Below are 18,273 nucleotides of genomic sequence, written 5' to 3' on the forward strand. Positions count from 1 at the left end.
TTAAACATACTTGCCCTTTACATTCTTCATCATTTTGTAAGCGCCCTTTAAAACATTGATCAATGCTTCGGTTTTCATGGGCTTGGCAATATAATCGTCCATGCCTTCACTTATACACATATCCCGGTCGTCGGGGCCGGCATTAGCGGTCATAGCGATGATAAAAGGCTGCTTAAAAGCATATTGACGAATATGCCGGGTTGCCTCAAAGCCATCCATCTCAGGCATTTGTACATCCATGAAAATTACATCGAAGGTTGGATTAGCCTTTAATTTATCGAGCGTTTGGTGCCCGTTATGGGCCAGTTCAAAACTATAGCCCAGCTTTTCCAACATGCGGCTAATGAGCTTTTGATTAACCGTATTATCTTCAGCCACAAGTATGCTGAGGGGGTGATCTTTCGCAAAATTTACATCAAGCAATTTATCCGGCTTTGCTTCAGGAGCCGGCGCCTGTGTTTTTCCCTGGAACTCGGCCTGGAGGCTTTTACCTAATTGCGATTGTTTTACAGGTTTGGTTAAAATAGTTGAAAATAAGCCCGGATATTTTTTCTTTGAACCATCGCCTATAGAACTGAGCATAATTATCGGCAATTCCCCATAATTGCTCTTGATTTCCCGCGCCAATCCTACGCCATCCATCTCAGGCATTTCCATATCGGTTATAACCAGGTTAAATCCATTATTGGCAGTAAGGATGTCAAGCGCCTGCCTGCCCGAGGCCGCCGCCACCGTTTGGATTCCCCACTGTTCGAGCTGCGTTTGCAGGATAAACCGGTTTGTTTTATTATCATCAATAATAAGCACCTTTTTGCCCTCAAGCTCTTCGGCATTAAAAACAATAGGTACATGTTTCGACTGTTTATTGCTGATAGTTGTTTTTATGGTAAATACAAAAACAGAGCCTTCTCCATAAACACTTTCAGCCCATATTTCGCCCCCCATTAAGTTTACCAGACGCTGGCTGATCACGAGACCAAGGCCAGTGCCTCCATACTTTCGCGTTGTTGATGAATCAACCTGGGAAAACGCATTAAACAAAGTTGTCAATTTATCCTCCGGGATCCCTATACCGGTATCCATTACACTAAAACCGATTTCAATTTCCTTATCGCTAATATTTTTGGATAAAAACACTTTAATAAATACTTCGCCGCGTTCGGTAAACTTAAGTGCATTACCAGTTAAATTAGTGAGCACCTGTTTTAATCTCAAACTATCACCAATTACCTGCTGGGGCAGGGCGGGGTCAATCTGGTAAACCAGCTCCAGTTCGCGTTTGGCTGCATTTTGCGAAAAGATATCCATTACCTCTTCAATACACTGGCGCAGGTCAAAATCTTCCTGCTCCATTTCCATCTTTCCTGATTCGATTTTGGAGAAATCAAGGATATCATTGATCACATTTACCAAGCTATCACCGCAGGAAATAATGGTATCCGTATAATCGCGCTGCTCGGCATTCAGTTCAGTTTCGCCCAGGAGTGAGGCCATGCCAATAACACCGTTCATGGGTGTTCTGATCTCATGGCTCATGGTAGCTAAAAATATGCTTTTGGCCTGGTTGGCTTTATCAGCTTCTTCCCGGGCCTCACGTTCCTGTTCTTTTTGCAGTTGCAGCTCTTCCGATTGGGAAAGCAGTTCTTCGTTCAAAGCCTGTAACTCTTCTGACTGATTTTGGAGTTCGGCATTTAAGGTCTGCAGATTTTCGGATTGTGTTTTCAACTCTTCCGATTGTTGCATTACCTCGGCGGTACGTTCGCTAACCTGCTTTTCAAGCAGGTTTTTTTGTTTCACTATAGCATTTACTTTATAGCGATAAAATGCATAAATGGCCGTAACAATCAGCACGATCAGCAAACTGATAAACCACCAGGTAAGCCAGAAAGGCGGAAGCACAGTAACATTCAGGCTTACCTGCCGGATAGACCATTTGCCATCGGCGCTGCGGCTTTTCACCCTGAATACATAATTTCCGGCCGGCAGATTGGTATACGTGGCCGTGTTTTTATTGCCTACATAATTCCATGCTTTATCAAAGCCTTCGAGTAAATAAGCGTACGTTCCCTTATTGCTTAGGGCAAAGTCCATAGATACATATTCAAACGATATAACCGATTGATCATGCGTTAAGGTTATTGATTTTGTTTCGGAAATATCTTCTTTCAGGGGCGAAGGATCATCGCTGTTTTGAGCTACGCGGATAGATTTGTTATAAATCTGAAAATCGGTAAGTACCAGTGGAGGGTTATATATATTTTCATGGATATTTTCAGGATTAAACATATTAAACCCGTTAACCCCGCCAAAGTACATGGTGCCATCATGACTTTTTACAGCCGAGTGAGGTTTAAACTCGTCGGCCTGTAAACCATCCTCAATGGTAAAATTCCTGAATTGGTTAGTTTTAGGATTGTATTTGGAAATGCCTTTATTGGTACTGATCCATAAATTACCGCTGTTATCTTCTTCAACCGCGTACGCGTAATCATTGGGAAGGCCATCCTTTGCTTTAAAATTTGTAACCTTACCGGTAGCAGGATTTAAGCAATAGATACCGCCGTAAGTGCAGATCCAGATATTACCCAGGTGATCTTCAAAAAGGTCGAGCGCGGTGTTGTTGCCTACCGCACTGTTCAGTTTTTCGTATTGTACCGGTTTAAATGAATCAGTTGCAGCATCATACAGGTTTACGCCTCCATCATTAGTGCCCACCCAAAGGTTACCTTTCGAATCGCCAAGCAGCGAATTGATATTATCACTGCTTATGCTTTTGGGGTTGCCGGGATCGTGACGGTAATGAATAAACCTGTTGGTTTTAGGGTCAAATAAATCAAGCCCTGTCCCAAGCGTGCCAAACCATAGTTTTCCATCAAGTGTTTTAGTGATGGCATAAATGTTATTCCCGCCTATACTTGTACTATCGTCCGGATTATGTTTAAATGTCCTGAACCTGCGGGTTTGCGGGTTCATCATACTTACCCCATCGCCCCAGGTGCCAATCCATAGGTTATTTTTCGCATCTTCCTGTATAGCCAAAACATAGTTTCCGCAAACACTGGCATTGTCGTTTTTGTTGTTTTTATAAACCTTAAACTCACCCTTCTCCGGGTTGAAAAGATTGAGGCCGCCGCCATCTGTGCCTTGCCATATGTTGTTATTTTTGTCTTCGTAAATACTTAATACAAAGTTATTTGACAGACTATTTGGCTGAGCGCCGTGCCTGTAATGTATGAAGTTTTCGCTTGTTTTTTTATAAAAGTTAAGGCCTGATGCAAATGCAGCGATCCATATATTCCCGCTCTTATCTTTTAGGATCACATCTACCGAGTTATTAGCAATGCTGCTGTTATCTACATCATCCTCAAAATGGTTGTTAAATTTTCCTTCGGCATAATTAAAAATACTTAAACCGCCGTTTTCCGTACCTATCCACAAGTTATGATTACTGTCTTCCACCATGCATTGCACCGTGTTGTACGAAAGGGAATTATTATTGTGCGGATCATTCTTATAATGAGTAAAAGTTTGGGTTGCCGGATTAAACAAATTAAGGCCCCCATCACTTAGCCCAACCCATAAACGATGATCGCTATCTTCCAAGATAGCATTGACCTTGTTGGCTGATATAGAAGAAGAGATGCTTTCATCATGAACAAAGCGGGTAAAATCACCGCTTTGAGGCTTATAAAGATTTAGTCCGCCGTAGGTTGTACCCACCCATATCTTATTTTGACTATCTACATAAACTGTACGGACATTGTTATCACTTAAACCGGTTGCATCGGCTGCATTATACCGGTAATGGGTAAACTTTTTTTTCGCGATATTAAACTGATCAAGACCTTCTTTTTGATTCGAGACCCACAGGTTGCCGCTTTTATCGAGCGCTATCTTAACTAAAAGATCGCTCGCAATTGAATTGGTATTGTTTCGATTATGGCGATAATGGATAAAACGATCAAGTTTTCGGTCGTACATGTTTAAACCCCCACCGCTGGTCGAGATCCACAGGTTTCCGTTTTTGTCCTCAATTACATCCTGAACAAAGCTGTTGCTGATACTGTTAGTATCGTTAACGATGTTTTTAAAAACTTTGAATTTGTTACCGTCATAACGGTTAAGACCGTCACGCGTGCCCACCCATATAAAGCCGCGGCTGTCCTGCATAATGCAATTGATGTTTAACTCAGAAAGCCCCTCGCGACTGCCGATATGCTGAAAATGAATAGGACGGTTTTGCGAGAACACGCATAACGAAATAGCTTGCAACAATAAAACAAGATAACACTTATAGCTATTCATTAAAATATTTCTGGGCAAATTGAAGAAGTGGTTTAACCGTGCATGATTGGCTGCATTAAATTTAATAAAATTTACCGTTTATTAAATATCAGCTAATATCATTTACTATTTAAACGAGATGGTAACAAATTTTGTTATACCATTTTAACAAAACAAACATTTACTTTTGCCATATGCAGCAACAGCCCAATAACCCGTTACATGGCAAAACACTTGAGATGATCCTTAATGAATTGGTAGCTCACTTTGGCTGGAAAGAACTGGGCACACGGATCCGGATCAATTGTTTTAACGATGATCCAAGTATAAAATCAAGTCTCAAGTTTTTGAGAAAAACCGATTGGGCAAGGAAAAAGGTAGAAGAGTTGTATTTGGAGATAGTGTGATACTTATAAAAAGAAAGTCATGTTAACTTGTTTTAACACCTCACTCGCTAAGCAACCATGCTGAGCAAATTGGCTATCTGGCTTATGGGGTGCCGAAACAAGTTTTGAATGACATTGGGATATAACTACCCGTGTTTTTTCTTTTTATTCATTTTAGCCTTGGTACCGGCACTTAAATTATAAGTTTTAGCATTTGATGCTTTTTTTTCGTGGAAAGCTTCACCAACACCTGCGGGTTTAACATCTTCCTTAGCATCCGCTTTTTTAGGCTTCGACTCGGTTACTATCACCAGGTCATCCGGTAGCTCGGCTACTGGGATTTTATTCCCTATCATCTGCTCAATCTTTTTTACCTGGCTCAACTCGATATCAGTAGCAAAGGTCATGGCCAGCGTTTCTTCCTTATCGTCCGGATTAGGATTTGCCACACGGCTAATAAACAGTTCATTATCTGTAGGCAAATCAAAATGGATCAGGAAGGGGATACCGCTCAGGTTAAGGTTTTCGTCATTTTCGTTAGTCACGATCAGGATTCTTGCACCCGCTTCGGCTTTAAACTCTTGAATGGTTTTGAACCCCTTTGAGTCGAAAAACTTAGGGTTTAAATATGCTACACCGGTACGTAAACGGCTTTTAAGGCTTTGAAAAAGCTTCTCAGCAGTTGTTTGGGTGTTTACGAATACAATGGTTTTAGTAAACAGTTCTTCATCGTACATGAATAAATTGAGCAGGTTTAGCTTGGTGCCAAAGTTTGGTACGTTATATAAAAGCTGCTCATGGGTTTCAATAGCCGTTTCGCCCAGTTCATCAACCTCAATTGTAGCCGGTTGCCTCATGAACGGATCAAGCATTTTTTCGAGTTTGGCGTGCATCACCTCGGTAAACACCAGGTGTTGGCCCTTGTCAATACTGTTAGCCAGTTCAACAACCGGCAATTGCAAACCTTTTTTTACAATCTGGTCGGCATCATCTATCACCAGCAAATCAACCTTATTTAAATTTAAGGCCAGTTTAAGATAGATGGCCCTCGCCCTGTCGGGAGTGGCTACAACAATGTCGGCACCGTCGGCAAGCTCATCCATCTGGCTTTCAAAGCCAGGAGTGACGTACAGGCCAACTATGCGGATAGATTTATTTTTGTTAAGCCTGTCAAACTGTTCTATAACAGCAAACACCTGTTCTTTTTCGGGTACAAGCACCAATACACGCGGAACACCTTCGGGAGCATAGTTAAAGCGGTTTAATACACCTAATACATAAGTGGTGGTCTTCCCGCTGCCTTCGGGGCCTATGGCGATAATATCCTGCCCGCCAATTATGCGGTTGATTGTTTTAAGCTGAAGCTCTTTAGGGTTTGCAAAACCGGCTTCATTTACCGAACGCAATAATTGTTTGTTAAGCTTCAATTTATCAGACCACGCCATCAGGATACTTATTAAAAGTTAAAATGAGGGTGCAAAAGTACCAAATTAACGCGTCATATTTTTAAAAATCAGCAGATAAGGCAGGGGAACTGCATCTAAATATTTAGCGGCGACGACTTGTTATAAGATTGCTAACAAAATAAGGTTATGATGTTGGTGAGCAATCAGCATCAAATGATACTTGTTTTATGGCCTGATCGCGGTTAATGTTACTGGTTTTATGTGTACCTGCTTTTGCCGATAATAGCCATAAACATTCGGACATGTTTAAGTGCTCAAAACATCAGTTAGTGCAACCCTTGCTTTGACTTAAGTATCTGAATATAAGTTATTTGAAAATGTAACTTTTAAAAAGTGTTAACCCTGTTAACCCCCATTTACATACGTTTGTCATGGCAAATAAATGTTATAGGGGGTACCAGTCTGTACTGTTGAGCAGTGAAAATGCCGACCGCGGTTCAAGATCAAGGTAACGATAAGTTACTTTTGAAAGATACAAGCCCTGGGGGTGTGCCGGAATAATGATTTTGGGTGTTTGTTTGTTGGCAATATAAAACTCAAATTCATCTGTGCTCATCTGTCCTTTGCCAATTTCAAGCAGGCGACCAACAGTGATCCTGATCATCTTATATAAAAAACGATTGGCGGTAATGTTAAATCTGAGCTTGCTTCCATTGCCGTCGATATAAAGCCCTGTAGATTTTACGTGGCAAATAGTGTGCTCAATCCTGTCGGGCGTTTTGCACAAGGCGCGGAAGTCGGTGTAATGAGGCAGGATGGAAACAGCCTTTTTCATTGCATCCAAATCAAGATCCTGATCCGGATAAAGTGAACTGAAATTACTAAGAAATGGGTCTTTATAATTATGGATGAAATAATCATAGGTACGGATCACGCCATCAAAACGGGCATGCGGATCGCCCTGCATCGGGATAATATCAAATACAGCAATATCATCCGGCAGCAGTTTGTTAAGGCGAAATAACAGGTCGAAATCTAAACTGTCAGGAATATCTGCGTGAAAAAAATACTGACTTGCATGCACCTTAGCATCTGTACGGCCGCAACCGTTAATGGCAACAGGTTGTTTTAGTATTTTAGAGAGGGCCGTTTCAATTACCTCCTGCACTGTAATTGCTTTAGAAAGTTTTTGCCAGCCCGAATATCTTGCGCCGTGATAACCGATATGAAAAAAGTGCCGCTTTGTTGATTTAAGCATAGTTTTCAAAAATGCAGATTATTTTAAAAATCGTGTACAAAACAAAAGCCCAATGTAATTAAACACCGGGCTTTATGTATATTAAAACAATTGTTTACACTTTTTTGGGCGGAAGATCAAATGCGATAGCATTATGTTCAAAATGACCTTTGTGCGAACCGTCGCAAAATGGTTTGTTTGCCGATAAACCGCAACGGCAAATAGAAACTACAGTACGGCCTTGTAAACCGTATGCGTTGCCCTGCATATCAACAATTTCAAAATCGCCTTCTATTTTAACCGAACCGTTATTATTAATGGTAAGTTTAGTTTTCTCCATGTGTTAAATTTTGGCCAAAGTTAAAACTTGACAGGCCGCCAAAATTGTTTATTTGTTATTTAGAAGTGTTCCTGATTGGACGAAAACAGGGGAGCGGGTTAATTAGTTGAATGACTGGTTAAATGCTACAAGCACCTGCAAAAACACATCTCTGTCTAAGGCAAAGGAAGCAGGCTGTTCGGGTTTTAACGGTCTGCCATTTTTTATTTTTAGCGGGAATAAGGCAATAAAATCGCGAATGCTGATCTCATACCTTAGCATAGGATCGCGGCGATGGATTTCTTCCAGCCTCATCTCAAAAAGGGAAACGCTTAGCGGGTCTGCAATCATTACCCAAAACTAATATTTGTTTACCGCTATGCAATGAAACACCGGCCATAAATGACAAACTTATGATTTGCAAAAATCCCTGCCAGCAACCATTCCGCATAAATTTGTAATACAGGCTACCGCCTGCTACATCATAAAACATTAAACTATGGAATACAGACAATTAGGCGCATCCGGTTTAAGGGTGCCAGTATTAAGTTTCGGCACGGCCACATTTGGCGGTGGTAATGAGTTTTTTAAAGCATGGGGCAATACCCAGGTTGACGAGGCAAAGAAGCTAATAAATATTTGCCTTGATGCTGGTGTTAATTTATTTGATACCGCAAACGTTTATTCGCATGGCATTTCTGAAGAAATATTAGGTAAGGCCCTGGAAGGCATCCGTAATGAAGTGCTGATTTCAACCAAAGCCACGTTTACTATGGGGCCGGGCGTTAATGATTATGGTTCGTCTCGCTATCACCTGATCAAATCGGCCGAAGACAGTCTTCGTCGTTTAAATACCGATAGAATAGACATTTATCATATGCACGGCTTTGATGCGAACACCCCGGTTGAAGAAACATTAAGGGCACTTGATGATTTGGTTACCAGCGGTAAAGTGCGTTATATTGCCTGCTCCAATTTTTCGGGCTGGCATTTAATGAAATCATTGTCGGTGTCTGAAAGATATGGATGGAGTCGTTATGTAGCCCATCAGGCATATTATTCGTTGCTTAACCGCGAGTTTGAATGGGAGCTGATGCCATTAGGTATCGATCAAAAAATAAGCACTATTGTTTGGAGCCCCCTGTCATCGGGTCAGCTAAGCGGCAAATTCAGGAGGGGACAACCAATCCCCGAAAACTCAAGGACCGTGCAGGGCGGCGCCCACGGCCCGGCTACAAATTTTGAGCATTTATACAATATTGTTGACGCGCTTGACGAAGTTGCTGAAGAAACCGGTAAATCTGTGGCACAGGTAGCATTGAACTGGTTACTGCAAAGGCCTACTATTGCCAACCTGGTAATTGGCGCACGTAACGAAGAGCAACTTAAGCAAAACCTCGGCGCAATAGGATGGAATTTGACAGTTGAGCAGGTAAAAAAATTGGATGCCGTCAGCGAGGTAGACCCAATATATCCATACTGGCACCAGCGCCAGAATTTAAAGCTGGTGCCGTTGCCGATACAATATTAAAAATCACTAACAGGAAAGCTTACGTAAAACTACGTAAGCTTTCCTGTTAAATCCCGTAACAGTACGCTGTTATAGTTGTAATGATTGCTTTAGCTTTGCTTTTGAAGGTAATGAAATATCCATTATTACGATATCTAAACCTTATCACTATTAAACCTTTCCTTTATGATCAAAAAACAATACCTCAAAGAAATAGCTATATCGGCTACCCAACAAAAAGGCGGTGCCTCAAACAATCAAAAAGAAGTAAGTAAAATTCAAAGCTGGCTTAACCTATATGCGGTTACCAATCCTTCGGCAGGTACAGCAACAGGCATTGACGGTAGCTTTGGCCCGGGCACCGAAACAGCAGTTAAGAATTTCCAAAAGGCAAAAAGCCTACCGCAAACCGGCATTGTTGACAGCAATGTTTTCGGTGAGTTATGCCAACCCATGATAAAAGCATTTAAAAGCCCGGTAGCAGATACCGGCTTAAGGGAATTGGTTGTGAATACAGCTATTCAACATTTAGCTAACGCGCCATTTGAACTTACCATTAAGGGGCAAAGTAATTGCGGTCCCTGGGTGCGGGCCTATATGGATAATAATGAAGGAACAGAGTGGTTTTGGTGTATGGGGTTTGTACAAACCATTATTGACCAGGCCGCAAGCCAGTTAGGAAAAGATTTTCGTACACTTATGCCGCTAACCTATAGTTGCGATACTGTGGGTACTACCGGCATTAATAAAGGTTTGTTAAGCCGTGTTGCAACAGTAAGGGCTAATCCTGCTATAGTAAGGCCCGGCGATATTTTCCTGGTTCAGAAAACACCCAACGACTGGGTACATACAGGTATTGTTATTGGCGTGCATGGCGATTTATTTGATACCATTGAGGGAAATACCAATACCGACGGAAGCAGCAACGGCAACGGTGTGTACAAACGTGTACGTAATTTTCAAACCTCAAAGCTCGATGTGTTTTCGATACAACCTCTCGTTTAAAGCATGTTTTGCAAATTAATACTCCCGGAGCCCCTGTAAAGGGGCTTTCTGCTTTAAAAGCTAAAGCTTAGGGCTGAAAGCCTAAAGCCAATTTGCTTGTCAAAATTATTTCACGTTAACGATCTTCGCTTTCAGCCTTAAGCTTTCCGTTCAATTAAGTAACAGTTAAATTACAATTGCTTCATAAAAAAATGGCAGGATAGCTTTAGCCCTTTCCAAAACTTAGCTAATTTGCGGGGCGGTCCGCCGGGGCACGCTTATCAACCCAATTAACCTGTTTTGAATATGATCAATCGTAGAAAGTTTATTCAATCCACTGCCGTAGCTGGTACAAGTTTCCTGCTTGCGCCGCAACTATCAAAAGCCACCGGATTTTTTAAAGGATCGCCTAATGAAAAAGTAGTATTAGGCATGATGGGCACTAACAGCCGGGGCCTATACCTTGCTCAAAGCTTTGCCAAATTACCCAATGTAGAGATAGGTTATATCTGCGATGTTGACGCAAACGTAGTTGCTAAAACGATTGATGCCATCTATAAGCAAACAGGCAAAAAGCCGCAGGGATTAACAGATATCCGCAAAATGCTGGAGATAAAGGATCTCGATGCAGTAGTGGTTGCACCGCCCGATCACTGGCATGCTCCAGCAACTATCATGGCCTGCCAGGCCGGCAAACATGTGTATGTAGAAAAGCCTTGCAGTCATAATCCGCACGAGGGAGAGATGGCTGTTGAAGCAGCAAATAAGTATAAACGACTGGTGCAAATGGGCAGCCAGCGTCGCTCATTCTCTAATGTGCAGGCCATGGTGAAGGAACTGCATGACGGGGTAATCGGTCGTACTTATTATGCAAAGGGCTGGTACACCAATCATCGTGCAAGCATAGGCAAAGGCAAACAGGTGCCGGTGCCAGCCAATTTAAATTATGATTTATGGCAGGGCCCTGCGCCAAGAAGGCCTTACCAGGATAACCTGATCCATTATAACTGGCACTGGTTTTGGAACTGGGGCACAGGTGAGGCGCTGAATAATGGTACCCATGAGTTGGACGTGATCCGCTGGGGCCTTGGTGTTGATTATCCGAGTAAAGTGGTATCAACAGGCGGCCGCTTCCATTTTAATGACGACTGGCAAACACCCGACACACAAAATATCCTTTACAATTTCCCCAATAATACGGCCGCCGAATGGGAATGCCGCAGTTGCAACGGCTTTGATATTGAAAAATTAAGCAGGGGAGTAGTATTTTATGGCGATAAAGGCACGCTGTTTTATGATAGTGGCAACAGCTATCGGGTTTACGATGGTGATAATAAACTGGTAAAAGAGGTTAAAGACGACACCAAAGTCGACGGCACCAACAAAGTAAGCCCGACGGAGGCGCTGGATGGCTTCCACATGAAAAACTTTGTCGATTCGGTAAGAGGAACAGATAAACTGAACTGCCCGATTGAGATCGGTTTCAAATCAACCCTGTTGCCGCAATTAGGCAATATCTCCTATCGCGTTGATCGTGTATTGCATATCGATCCAAATAATGGTCATATTTTAAATGACCCCGAAGCTCAAAAACTCTGGCGCAGGGAGTATGAAAAGGGTTGGGAAGTGAAAGTGTAATTTCTTAATTACGTTATTGCTTCGTGTTCGCAATGACGGTTCATTTTAATCAAACAAGAAAATATCAAATATGAAAAAAATAATCTACCCTGCAATTATGCTTTTGGCGTCAACGGCATTTAGCCCAGTAAGCGCGCAAACCAAACTGTTTGATGGTAAAACTCTTAAAGGCTGGAAAAAGCTTGCCGGCAATGCCGATTATAAAGTAGAAGACGGCGCTATAGTAGGCACTACTGTACTCAACTCGGGCAATTCATTTTTAGTTACCGAAAAGGAATACGGTAATTTTATATTAGAGCTGGATGCAAAAATTGAAAGTGAGTTGAGTAATTCGGGCGTGCAAACCCGCAGCCATTACGACCCGGCCGGTAATAAGGGCAAAGGAAAAGTTTATGGCAGGCAATTTGAAATAGACCCATCTTCACGCAAATGGACTGGTGGCATTTATGACGAAGGCCGGCGCGATTGGCTTTATCCGCTGGATCTCAACCCAAAAGCAAAAGACGCTTTTAAAGTAGGCGAGTACAACCACATCAAAATTGAATGTATCGGCAACGAAATGAAGACATGGGTAAATGGTGTCCCTGCAAGCGATGTTGTTGATACTATCGATAGCAAAGGCTTTATAGGTTTACAGGTGCATGCGGTAAGTGAGGAAAAACAGGCAGGCAAAAAGGTATACTTTAAAAATATCAATCTAAAAACCAATAATTTAAAAGCCACCCCTTTTCCAAAGGAAGTGTATGTTGTTAACCTTACACCAAACAGCTTAACAGCGGCCGAAAAAGCAAATGGCTGGAAGTTATTATATGATGGCAAAACCAATACCGGCTGGCGCGGTGCAACCCTCAAAGGTTTTCCTGAAAAAGGCTGGGAATATGCTAACGGCACTATGCACGTGCTGCCATCTGCAGGACAAGAAGAATCAGGCGGCGGCGATATTGTAACCAATGATAATTATAGCGCTTTTGACCTGTCGTTTGAGTTTAAGCTTACTCCGGGTGCTAATAGCGGTGTCAAATATTTTGTCACCCTGTCTGAAGTTACCAAAGGGTCGGCTATTGGCCTGGAGTACCAGGTACTTGATGATAAACTGCACCCCGATGCCAAACTTGGCCGCGATGGCGACCGTACATTAGCCTCGTTGTATGACCTTATCAAAGCCAATAAACAAGAACGTTTTGTACACCCGATAGGTGCCTGGAATACTGGTCGTGTGGTAGTATATCCAAACAACCATGTTGAGCACTACCTGAACGGTGTTAAAGTACTGGAATACGAACGCGGTTCAAAAACTTTCCGCGACCTGGTAGCAATCAGTAAGTACAAAATCTGGAAAAACTTTGGCGAAGCCACTGAAGGGCATTTATTACTACAAGATCATGGCAATGAAGTGTTTTTCAGGAGTATTAAGGTTAAGGAATTGAAATAAAATCTTTGCGCTCGTTTTTAATGAGTGCTTAACTTGGGTTTGCGTTTGCAACGCACTGGCGATACAATCGCCAGACCATAGTAAGCACTCATTAAAAACGAGCGCAAGTTGATTAAGCCCTCACTTGACTATGGTTCTCTCTTAAGGGAGTTTGGGTCTCTACAACGAGCTTCTCAATCTCACTGTAAACGGCACCGCGAAATGCTCGTGGCAGTTATTCAGCGCAAACTCGGCAGTTTTGCTGCCCATCAATTTAAAATCGGTTGAGATGGTAGTGATGCCGTCAAGAATGATCTCTTTAAGCGCCGTTTCGTTATAGGATATCACGCCAACGTCCTTAGCCACTTTTAAATCGGAGGCGATGATCTTTTTAATAAGTTCCACCAGGTCATCCTCTGTAAGGCTGATATATACGGTATTTTTCTGTATAGTTTCTGTAGATAACGTCTCAACTATACCGTATTCAAAAGCATACTGCCTGCAAAAATTCAGGAAGCCCTTCATGATCTCTTTAGAGTGATAGGTTTTGCCGGGGAAAATCAGCTTGAGCGTATGGTATTTACTGAGGCTATCCAACATGCTCTTCAACGCCTCATAAACGTCGGTCGCAAAATTCTCAAATATCGCAGCAAATTTACCGTTTACACCAGGTACAAGGTTGTCCAGTAAAATCAGCTTGTCTTTAGGGATGGTATTGATAATTTCATGAGCCTTGGTTTCATTATCTAAAAAATGTGGGATAATGATGTATTTGGCATAATCGCTCTGGATACTTTCGGCAATGATCTTTTTAAAAAAGTAAAAATCGTTGTTGTAGATATAAAAATCTATAGCAGCCTGCTCGCCGATAGTAGCAACAAAGGCATCATAAATAATTTTCTTGTGCGCGCTGAGTTTGTTGAACAGTAGGAAGATCTTAAGTGGCTTCTGAAAATCGGTATTGGAAATAAAAAAGCCTTTTCCCGGAACCGAGCTTACTATGCCTTTTTCCTTCAGTTCCTTATAAACACGCTCAATGGTATTGCGTGAAGTATCCAGTGCATAGCTGAGATCATTGATTGAAGGGAGCATATCATCCTTTACAATCTGCCCGCTTTCAATGGCCCTGATAATAGCATTGGAGAGTTGCAGGTACTTAGGCGTAATGGAATATTCGTCGATTGACAGGATCTTTAAATAATTCTTCACAACACAAATGTAATATTTGACAGCACATCTCGTCTTTTAAACAAGACAGATAAAGACGGTTAAGCTTTGCGAATAAATATTATAATCAAATTAACGAAATCAGCGTAATCAAATAAATCAACGGTCTTTCTTCTTAAACGCGTAATATAAATACCCCAGCGCCGGCAATATAAATAAGCTACCTACCAATAAACCAATCCCTAAGTCATCGATACTATTGCTGTTGGCATGTTCGCTAAGTAAGGACATGGAGCTGCCATCTTTAAAAATAACAAACCTCGGGAAGCGCGAAAACCCTACCGATATCAATATCATACACACCTGGAAGGCAGCAAGCACCCTGATCCATTGCCTGTTTCTGCGGTGTGATATAATCAGATAAAGCACTACCAATGAAATGGTTGCAGCAATTACCGAAACTAAGCTTACGGGGTTGCCAAAAATCCAGTTGGCCAGGTGAACGTGCTCAAAATGAGAAGCTAAGAACACCAATGCACCACATATCACGGCGGCTATGTTCATAATCTTTGCCTTACGGATGTAGCGTTTAATTTCGTCAACATCTTCCGTTTCACCAACTATATAAATAGCTGCAAGGAAACCGCATAGTGCCACGGTAAAAAAGCCAACAGATACTGAAAACCAGTTAAACCAGCTAAAGATGTAAGCGTGCAGAAAATCAGTGGCTTTAGGATCAATCTGCCCAGATAGGGCACTGCCTGCAATGATACCCAGGAACAATGGTGTAACAAAACTTGAATAAACGAATATATGCGTATAAAATGCCTGTGTTTTTTCGTCTTTAATGGCGTCATAATTACGGAACGAAAATGCGGTGCCCCGGGCTATTACTCCAAGCAGCATTACCAGTAAGGGAATATGCAGGTAAATGCACATTTCACTATAAATAACCGGAAATCCTACAAAAAGTACTACCACTGTAATGATCAGCCACATGTGATTGGCTTCCCAAATTGGGCCGATAGCCTGGTACATGATCTTGCGCGTGCGGTGTTTATTATCGGTTGATGTGAAAAGCTCGATAATACCTGCACCAAAATCAGCTCCGCCCAATAAAAAGTAGAGGGTGATAGCCGCAAAAAGAAAAAGAATTACAATATATAACATCATGGCTGGGCAGTTTTACGGTCATACAATTCAGGCACCATCTGGATTTGCCTTTTTAATAAAAATATAACAGCCACACTCAGCGTAAAATAAATAAAGCTGAACAGGTAAAACGAATATTGGATACCCGGCATTGGCGTAACTGCCTCGCTGGTACGCATAACACCTTGTATGATCCATGGCTGGCGGCCAACCTCGGTCACCGTCCAGCCGGCTTCGAGAGCTATAAAGCCCAGCGGGGTAGCCCAGATAAAAGTTTTCAGGAACCATGGTTTAGAGAGCAGGTCCTTCTTTTTCCAGAGCTCGTAAAAGTAAATAATCCCCATCAGCATCATCAAAACGCCTATACCCACCATAATCTGGAATGCGTAATGAGTAACAGCCACTGGCGGCTGGTTTTTAACAGGGATTTTATCCAACCCGTTTACCTGTGTTTTAAAATTGTCATGCACTAAAAAGCTTAACAGGCCGGGGATCTCTAAACCATAATTTACTTTTTTTGCTGCGGTATCAGGAATACCACCGATAACCAGCGGTGCGTATTCCTGGGTGTGAAAATAAGCTTCCATTGCGGCCAGTTTCGCAGGCTGGCGTTTAGCTGCGTTTTTGGCTGATAAGTCGCCGCTGAAAGGTTGTAAAATAGCTGCGGCTGCCCCAAAGATGATAGCTATTTTAAACGCCTTAGTATGGAAAGCGATATTCTTTTTACGGTAGATCATGAGCGCATGGATCCCGGCCACTGCAAAACCTGTTGCCGAAAAGGCGGCTATAATCATATGCAATGATTCTGAAAACCAGGCTTTATTGAACATTGCTTTTATGGGATCAATATTGATATACTGTCCGTTCACAAAATCGAAACCGGAAGGGCTGTTCATCCAGGAATTGGCTGACACTACGAGGATACCTGATGCAACGCCGCTTATACCGACAATAACCCCGGCCGTCCAATGTACCCAGTTATTTAATTTGTTCCAGCCATAAAGGAATAAGCCAAGTGCTATAGCTTCGATGAAAAAGGCGACGCCTTCTAACGAAAACGGCATCCCGAAGATCGGTCCGGCGTGTTTCATGAAGCCGGGCCAAAGTAAGCCGAGCTCAAAAGAGAGCATGGTGCCGGATACCGCGCCGGTGGCAAAAAATATGGCCACGCCTTTACTCCAGGCTACAGTGATGTTTTTATAAACCGGGTCCTGGGTTTTGATCCATTTATAATGTGATATCGCCATAAAAACCGGCATCACCATGCCGATACAGGAGTATATGATATGAAAACCTAACGATAAGGCCATTTGGGATCTGGCCGCTAAAAAATCATCCATATGTGTTATACTTAAATAATGGTTGAAATTAAAGCTTAATGTAACAAATCTGTAACTAAATGCTTATCGATATTGAATTTAAAATATGTTTTTTATCCGACGAGTGTTGTATTAATCAGGATAATTTAGTAAAAATTTACAAACACAGAGTTCATTGCGAGAGAGAAACGGCGATGCTTTTTACTGACTTTTACTGGCGCAAGTATGGAGGGCTGACTATTAACGAAAACTATTTGTGCTGCTAAGCCGCGGCACAAGTAGCCTTCACTTTATGCTTGCCCCAGTTAGAGGGGGTTAGAGCGAGCTGTTCTTTTTCGTCGATCCCCTTATAATCAACTCAGGCTTAATACTGATAATCTTGGGTTTAACCGAAACCTCGACGTTGGCAATCTCCTGGAAAAACAGGTTGCCAATGGTTTTGCCCATATAAACGCTAAACTGATCTATAGTGGTTATCGATGGACTGGTAATCTCTGTAAAAGCTTCATTAGAGTAACCGCAAATGCCCAACTCTGAAGGTACCTTGATATTCATAACATTGGCTACCTCCAAAACACCTAAAGCCGAAAAATCAGACGTAGAGGCAAATATTGCATCCGGCGGGTGGGGGAGGTTAAGCAGCTTACGGGTAGCTTCGGCACCAAGCTCCTTTGTCCATGCATTTTCAACCACCAGTTCGTCAATCACTTTCACCTTATGCGTTTCTAATGCCCTTAGGTACCCGTTTTTTCTCTGGCGAAAAATGTTGAGATTTTGGGGGCCTTCAAGCAAAGCGATACGTTTATAGCCGTTTTCTATCAGGTGCGATACCGCTTCAAATGAAGCCTGTTCGTTGTCGTTGATCACTTTAAGCGTTTCCAGTTCTTCAGCAACACGGTCAAACTGGATCAGCTGAATGCCATGGTCGAGCACATTTTGCAGGTGCTGATAATCATAGCTATCGGCCGATACCGAGATCACTATGCAATCCACATGCTGATTAATGAGCGTATTTACACATTGAATTTCCTTATCATGCACCTCGCCCGACTGACATATGATGAGGTTATAACCTTTTTGATAAGTTGTTTCCTCAATGCCGGCTATCACGTTACTGAAAAAGTTCTGGTTTATCCGCGGCACCACTACGCCAATAGTTTTTGAATGTCCTTTGCGCAGGTTGGAGGCAAGGGTGTTGCGTTTATAATTGAGCTCATCGGCGGTTTTGATAATCAGCTCCCTGGTTTTTTCGTTTACCTGGCTACTGTTATTCAGCGCTCTTGATACGGAAGACGCGGTTATGCCGAGCTTTGCGGCAATGTCATAAATGGTGGTGCGTTTAACTTTCTTCATTATAGCGTGCAAGTTGGAAAAAATATTTTACGCAATCGATTGCAATTTTTATTTATTTCTTTATTTTCGTTGCGTTAAGTTACCAATTAATAAATACAACCAAAAAA

Annotated in this window: 14 protein-coding genes; 5 read left to right on the forward strand and 9 right to left on the reverse strand. The window is 42.2% G+C overall.

Translation table 11 applies throughout. The features are described 5' to 3' along the window. The gene (locus J3L18_RS08340) at positions 1-4,305 is read right to left on the reverse strand and encodes a hybrid sensor histidine kinase/response regulator (RefSeq protein ID WP_129570136.1); all 4,305 of its coding nucleotides are present in this window, start codon (positions 4,303-4,305) and stop codon (positions 1-3) included. A 173-nt stretch (positions 4,306-4,478) separates the two neighbouring features. Between J3L18_RS08340 and J3L18_RS08345 the strand changes: the two genes are divergently transcribed. Beyond that, on the forward strand, positions 4,479-4,691 hold the full coding sequence (locus J3L18_RS08345) for a VF530 family protein (protein WP_091170888.1): 213 nt from the start codon (positions 4,479-4,481) through the stop codon (positions 4,689-4,691). 125 nt (positions 4,692-4,816) lie between these two features. Here J3L18_RS08345 and J3L18_RS08350 read toward each other — a convergent pair whose 3' ends face one another. The 4 genes from J3L18_RS08350 to J3L18_RS08365 all read right to left on the reverse strand — a co-directional run bounded on the left by J3L18_RS08350 (position 4,817) and on the right by J3L18_RS08365 (position 7,983). Continuing rightward, positions 4,817-6,115, reverse strand: coding sequence for a DEAD/DEAH box helicase (locus J3L18_RS08350; RefSeq protein ID WP_129570137.1), 1,299 nt, complete (start codon positions 6,113-6,115; stop codon positions 4,817-4,819). A gap of 406 nt (positions 6,116-6,521) precedes the next feature. Beyond that, positions 6,522-7,334, reverse strand: coding sequence for a tRNA pseudouridine synthase A (locus J3L18_RS08355; protein WP_129570138.1), 813 nt, complete (start codon positions 7,332-7,334; stop codon positions 6,522-6,524). Positions 7,335-7,428: 94 nt separating this feature from the next. Further along, positions 7,429-7,653, reverse strand: coding sequence for a CDGSH iron-sulfur domain-containing protein (locus tag J3L18_RS08360; protein WP_090525766.1), 225 nt, complete (start codon positions 7,651-7,653; stop codon positions 7,429-7,431). 102 nt (positions 7,654-7,755) lie between these two features. Further along, entirely contained in the window at positions 7,756-7,983 is a 228-nt protein-coding gene (locus tag J3L18_RS08365) for a hypothetical protein (protein ID WP_311085786.1), read from the reverse strand. A 148-nt stretch (positions 7,984-8,131) separates the two neighbouring features. Between J3L18_RS08365 and J3L18_RS08370 the strand changes: the two genes are divergently transcribed. The 4 genes from J3L18_RS08370 (at position 8,132) to J3L18_RS08385 (ending at position 13,196) form a co-directional block, all read left to right on the forward strand. Beyond that, the gene (locus J3L18_RS08370; RefSeq protein ID WP_129570140.1) at positions 8,132-9,163 is read left to right on the forward strand and encodes an aldo/keto reductase; all 1,032 of its coding nucleotides are present in this window, start codon (positions 8,132-8,134) and stop codon (positions 9,161-9,163) included. A 165-nt stretch (positions 9,164-9,328) separates the two neighbouring features. After that, positions 9,329-10,147 carry a peptidoglycan-binding domain-containing protein gene (locus J3L18_RS08375; protein ID WP_129570141.1) on the forward strand — a complete coding sequence of 273 codons (819 nt, stop codon included), beginning with the start codon at positions 9,329-9,331 and terminating at the stop codon, positions 10,145-10,147. A gap of 285 nt (positions 10,148-10,432) precedes the next feature. Next, positions 10,433-11,764, forward strand: a complete 1,332-nt coding sequence (locus tag J3L18_RS08380) for a Gfo/Idh/MocA family protein (protein ID WP_129570142.1) — start codon at positions 10,433-10,435, stop codon at positions 11,762-11,764. Positions 11,765-11,834: 70 nt separating this feature from the next. Further along, positions 11,835-13,196 carry a 3-keto-disaccharide hydrolase gene (locus tag J3L18_RS08385; RefSeq protein WP_129570143.1) on the forward strand — a complete coding sequence of 454 codons (1,362 nt, stop codon included), beginning with the start codon at positions 11,835-11,837 and terminating at the stop codon, positions 13,194-13,196. Positions 13,197-13,355: 159 nt separating this feature from the next. Here the strand turns inward: J3L18_RS08385 and J3L18_RS08390 are convergent, their stop codons facing one another. From J3L18_RS08390 to J3L18_RS08405, 4 genes are all read right to left on the reverse strand, one after another. Then, positions 13,356-14,384 (reverse strand): GntR family transcriptional regulator, encoded by a 1,029-nt coding sequence (locus J3L18_RS08390; protein ID WP_129570144.1) that lies wholly within the window; start codon positions 14,382-14,384, stop codon positions 13,356-13,358. A 117-nt stretch (positions 14,385-14,501) separates the two neighbouring features. Next, complete coding sequence (locus J3L18_RS08395) at positions 14,502-15,515, reverse strand: cytochrome d ubiquinol oxidase subunit II (protein WP_311085791.1); 1,014 nt, start codon at positions 15,513-15,515, stop codon at positions 14,502-14,504. Further along, the gene (locus J3L18_RS08400; protein WP_129570145.1) at positions 15,512-16,834 is read right to left on the reverse strand and encodes a cytochrome ubiquinol oxidase subunit I; all 1,323 of its coding nucleotides are present in this window, start codon (positions 16,832-16,834) and stop codon (positions 15,512-15,514) included. Before J3L18_RS08400 ends, J3L18_RS08395 begins: the two co-directional genes overlap by 4 nt. A 294-nt stretch (positions 16,835-17,128) precedes the next feature. After that, positions 17,129-18,166: a LacI family DNA-binding transcriptional regulator gene (locus J3L18_RS08405; protein WP_091164875.1), complete on the reverse strand. Its 1,038-nt coding sequence runs from the start codon at positions 18,164-18,166 to the stop codon at positions 17,129-17,131. Between the last annotated feature and the right edge of the window lie 107 nt (positions 18,167-18,273).

The sequence above is a fragment of the Mucilaginibacter gossypii genome, from assembly GCF_017569325.2.
GTDB classification, from domain to species: Bacteria; Bacteroidota; Bacteroidia; order Sphingobacteriales; family Sphingobacteriaceae; genus Mucilaginibacter; species Mucilaginibacter gossypii.

Bases quoted from the DNA above. Each gene is read 5' to 3' on its own strand.
- J3L18_RS08340 (WP_129570136.1), bottom strand. From the start codon at position 4,305: ATGAATAGCTATAAGTGTTATCTTGTTTTATTGTTGCAAGCTATTTCG.
- J3L18_RS08345 (WP_091170888.1), top strand. From the start codon at position 4,479: ATGCAGCAACAGCCCAATAACCCGTTACATGGCAAAACACTTGAGATG.
- J3L18_RS08350 (WP_129570137.1), bottom strand. From the start codon at position 6,115: ATGGCGTGGTCTGATAAATTGAAGCTTAACAAACAATTATTGCGTTCG.
- J3L18_RS08355 (WP_129570138.1), bottom strand. From the start codon at position 7,334: ATGCTTAAATCAACAAAGCGGCACTTTTTTCATATCGGTTATCACGGC.
- J3L18_RS08360 (WP_090525766.1), bottom strand. From the start codon at position 7,653: ATGGAGAAAACTAAACTTACCATTAATAATAACGGTTCGGTTAAAATA.
- J3L18_RS08365 (WP_311085786.1), bottom strand. From the start codon at position 7,983: ATGATTGCAGACCCGCTAAGCGTTTCCCTTTTTGAGATGAGGCTGGAA.
- J3L18_RS08370 (WP_129570140.1), top strand. From the start codon at position 8,132: ATGGAATACAGACAATTAGGCGCATCCGGTTTAAGGGTGCCAGTATTA.
- J3L18_RS08375 (WP_129570141.1), top strand. From the start codon at position 9,329: ATGATCAAAAAACAATACCTCAAAGAAATAGCTATATCGGCTACCCAA.
- J3L18_RS08380 (WP_129570142.1), top strand. From the start codon at position 10,433: ATGATCAATCGTAGAAAGTTTATTCAATCCACTGCCGTAGCTGGTACA.
- J3L18_RS08385 (WP_129570143.1), top strand. From the start codon at position 11,835: ATGAAAAAAATAATCTACCCTGCAATTATGCTTTTGGCGTCAACGGCA.
- J3L18_RS08395 (WP_311085791.1), bottom strand. From the start codon at position 15,515: ATGATGTTATATATTGTAATTCTTTTTCTTTTTGCGGCTATCACCCTC.
- J3L18_RS08400 (WP_129570145.1), bottom strand. From the start codon at position 16,834: ATGGATGATTTTTTAGCGGCCAGATCCCAAATGGCCTTATCGTTAGGT.
- J3L18_RS08405 (WP_091164875.1), bottom strand. From the start codon at position 18,166: ATGAAGAAAGTTAAACGCACCACCATTTATGACATTGCCGCAAAGCTC.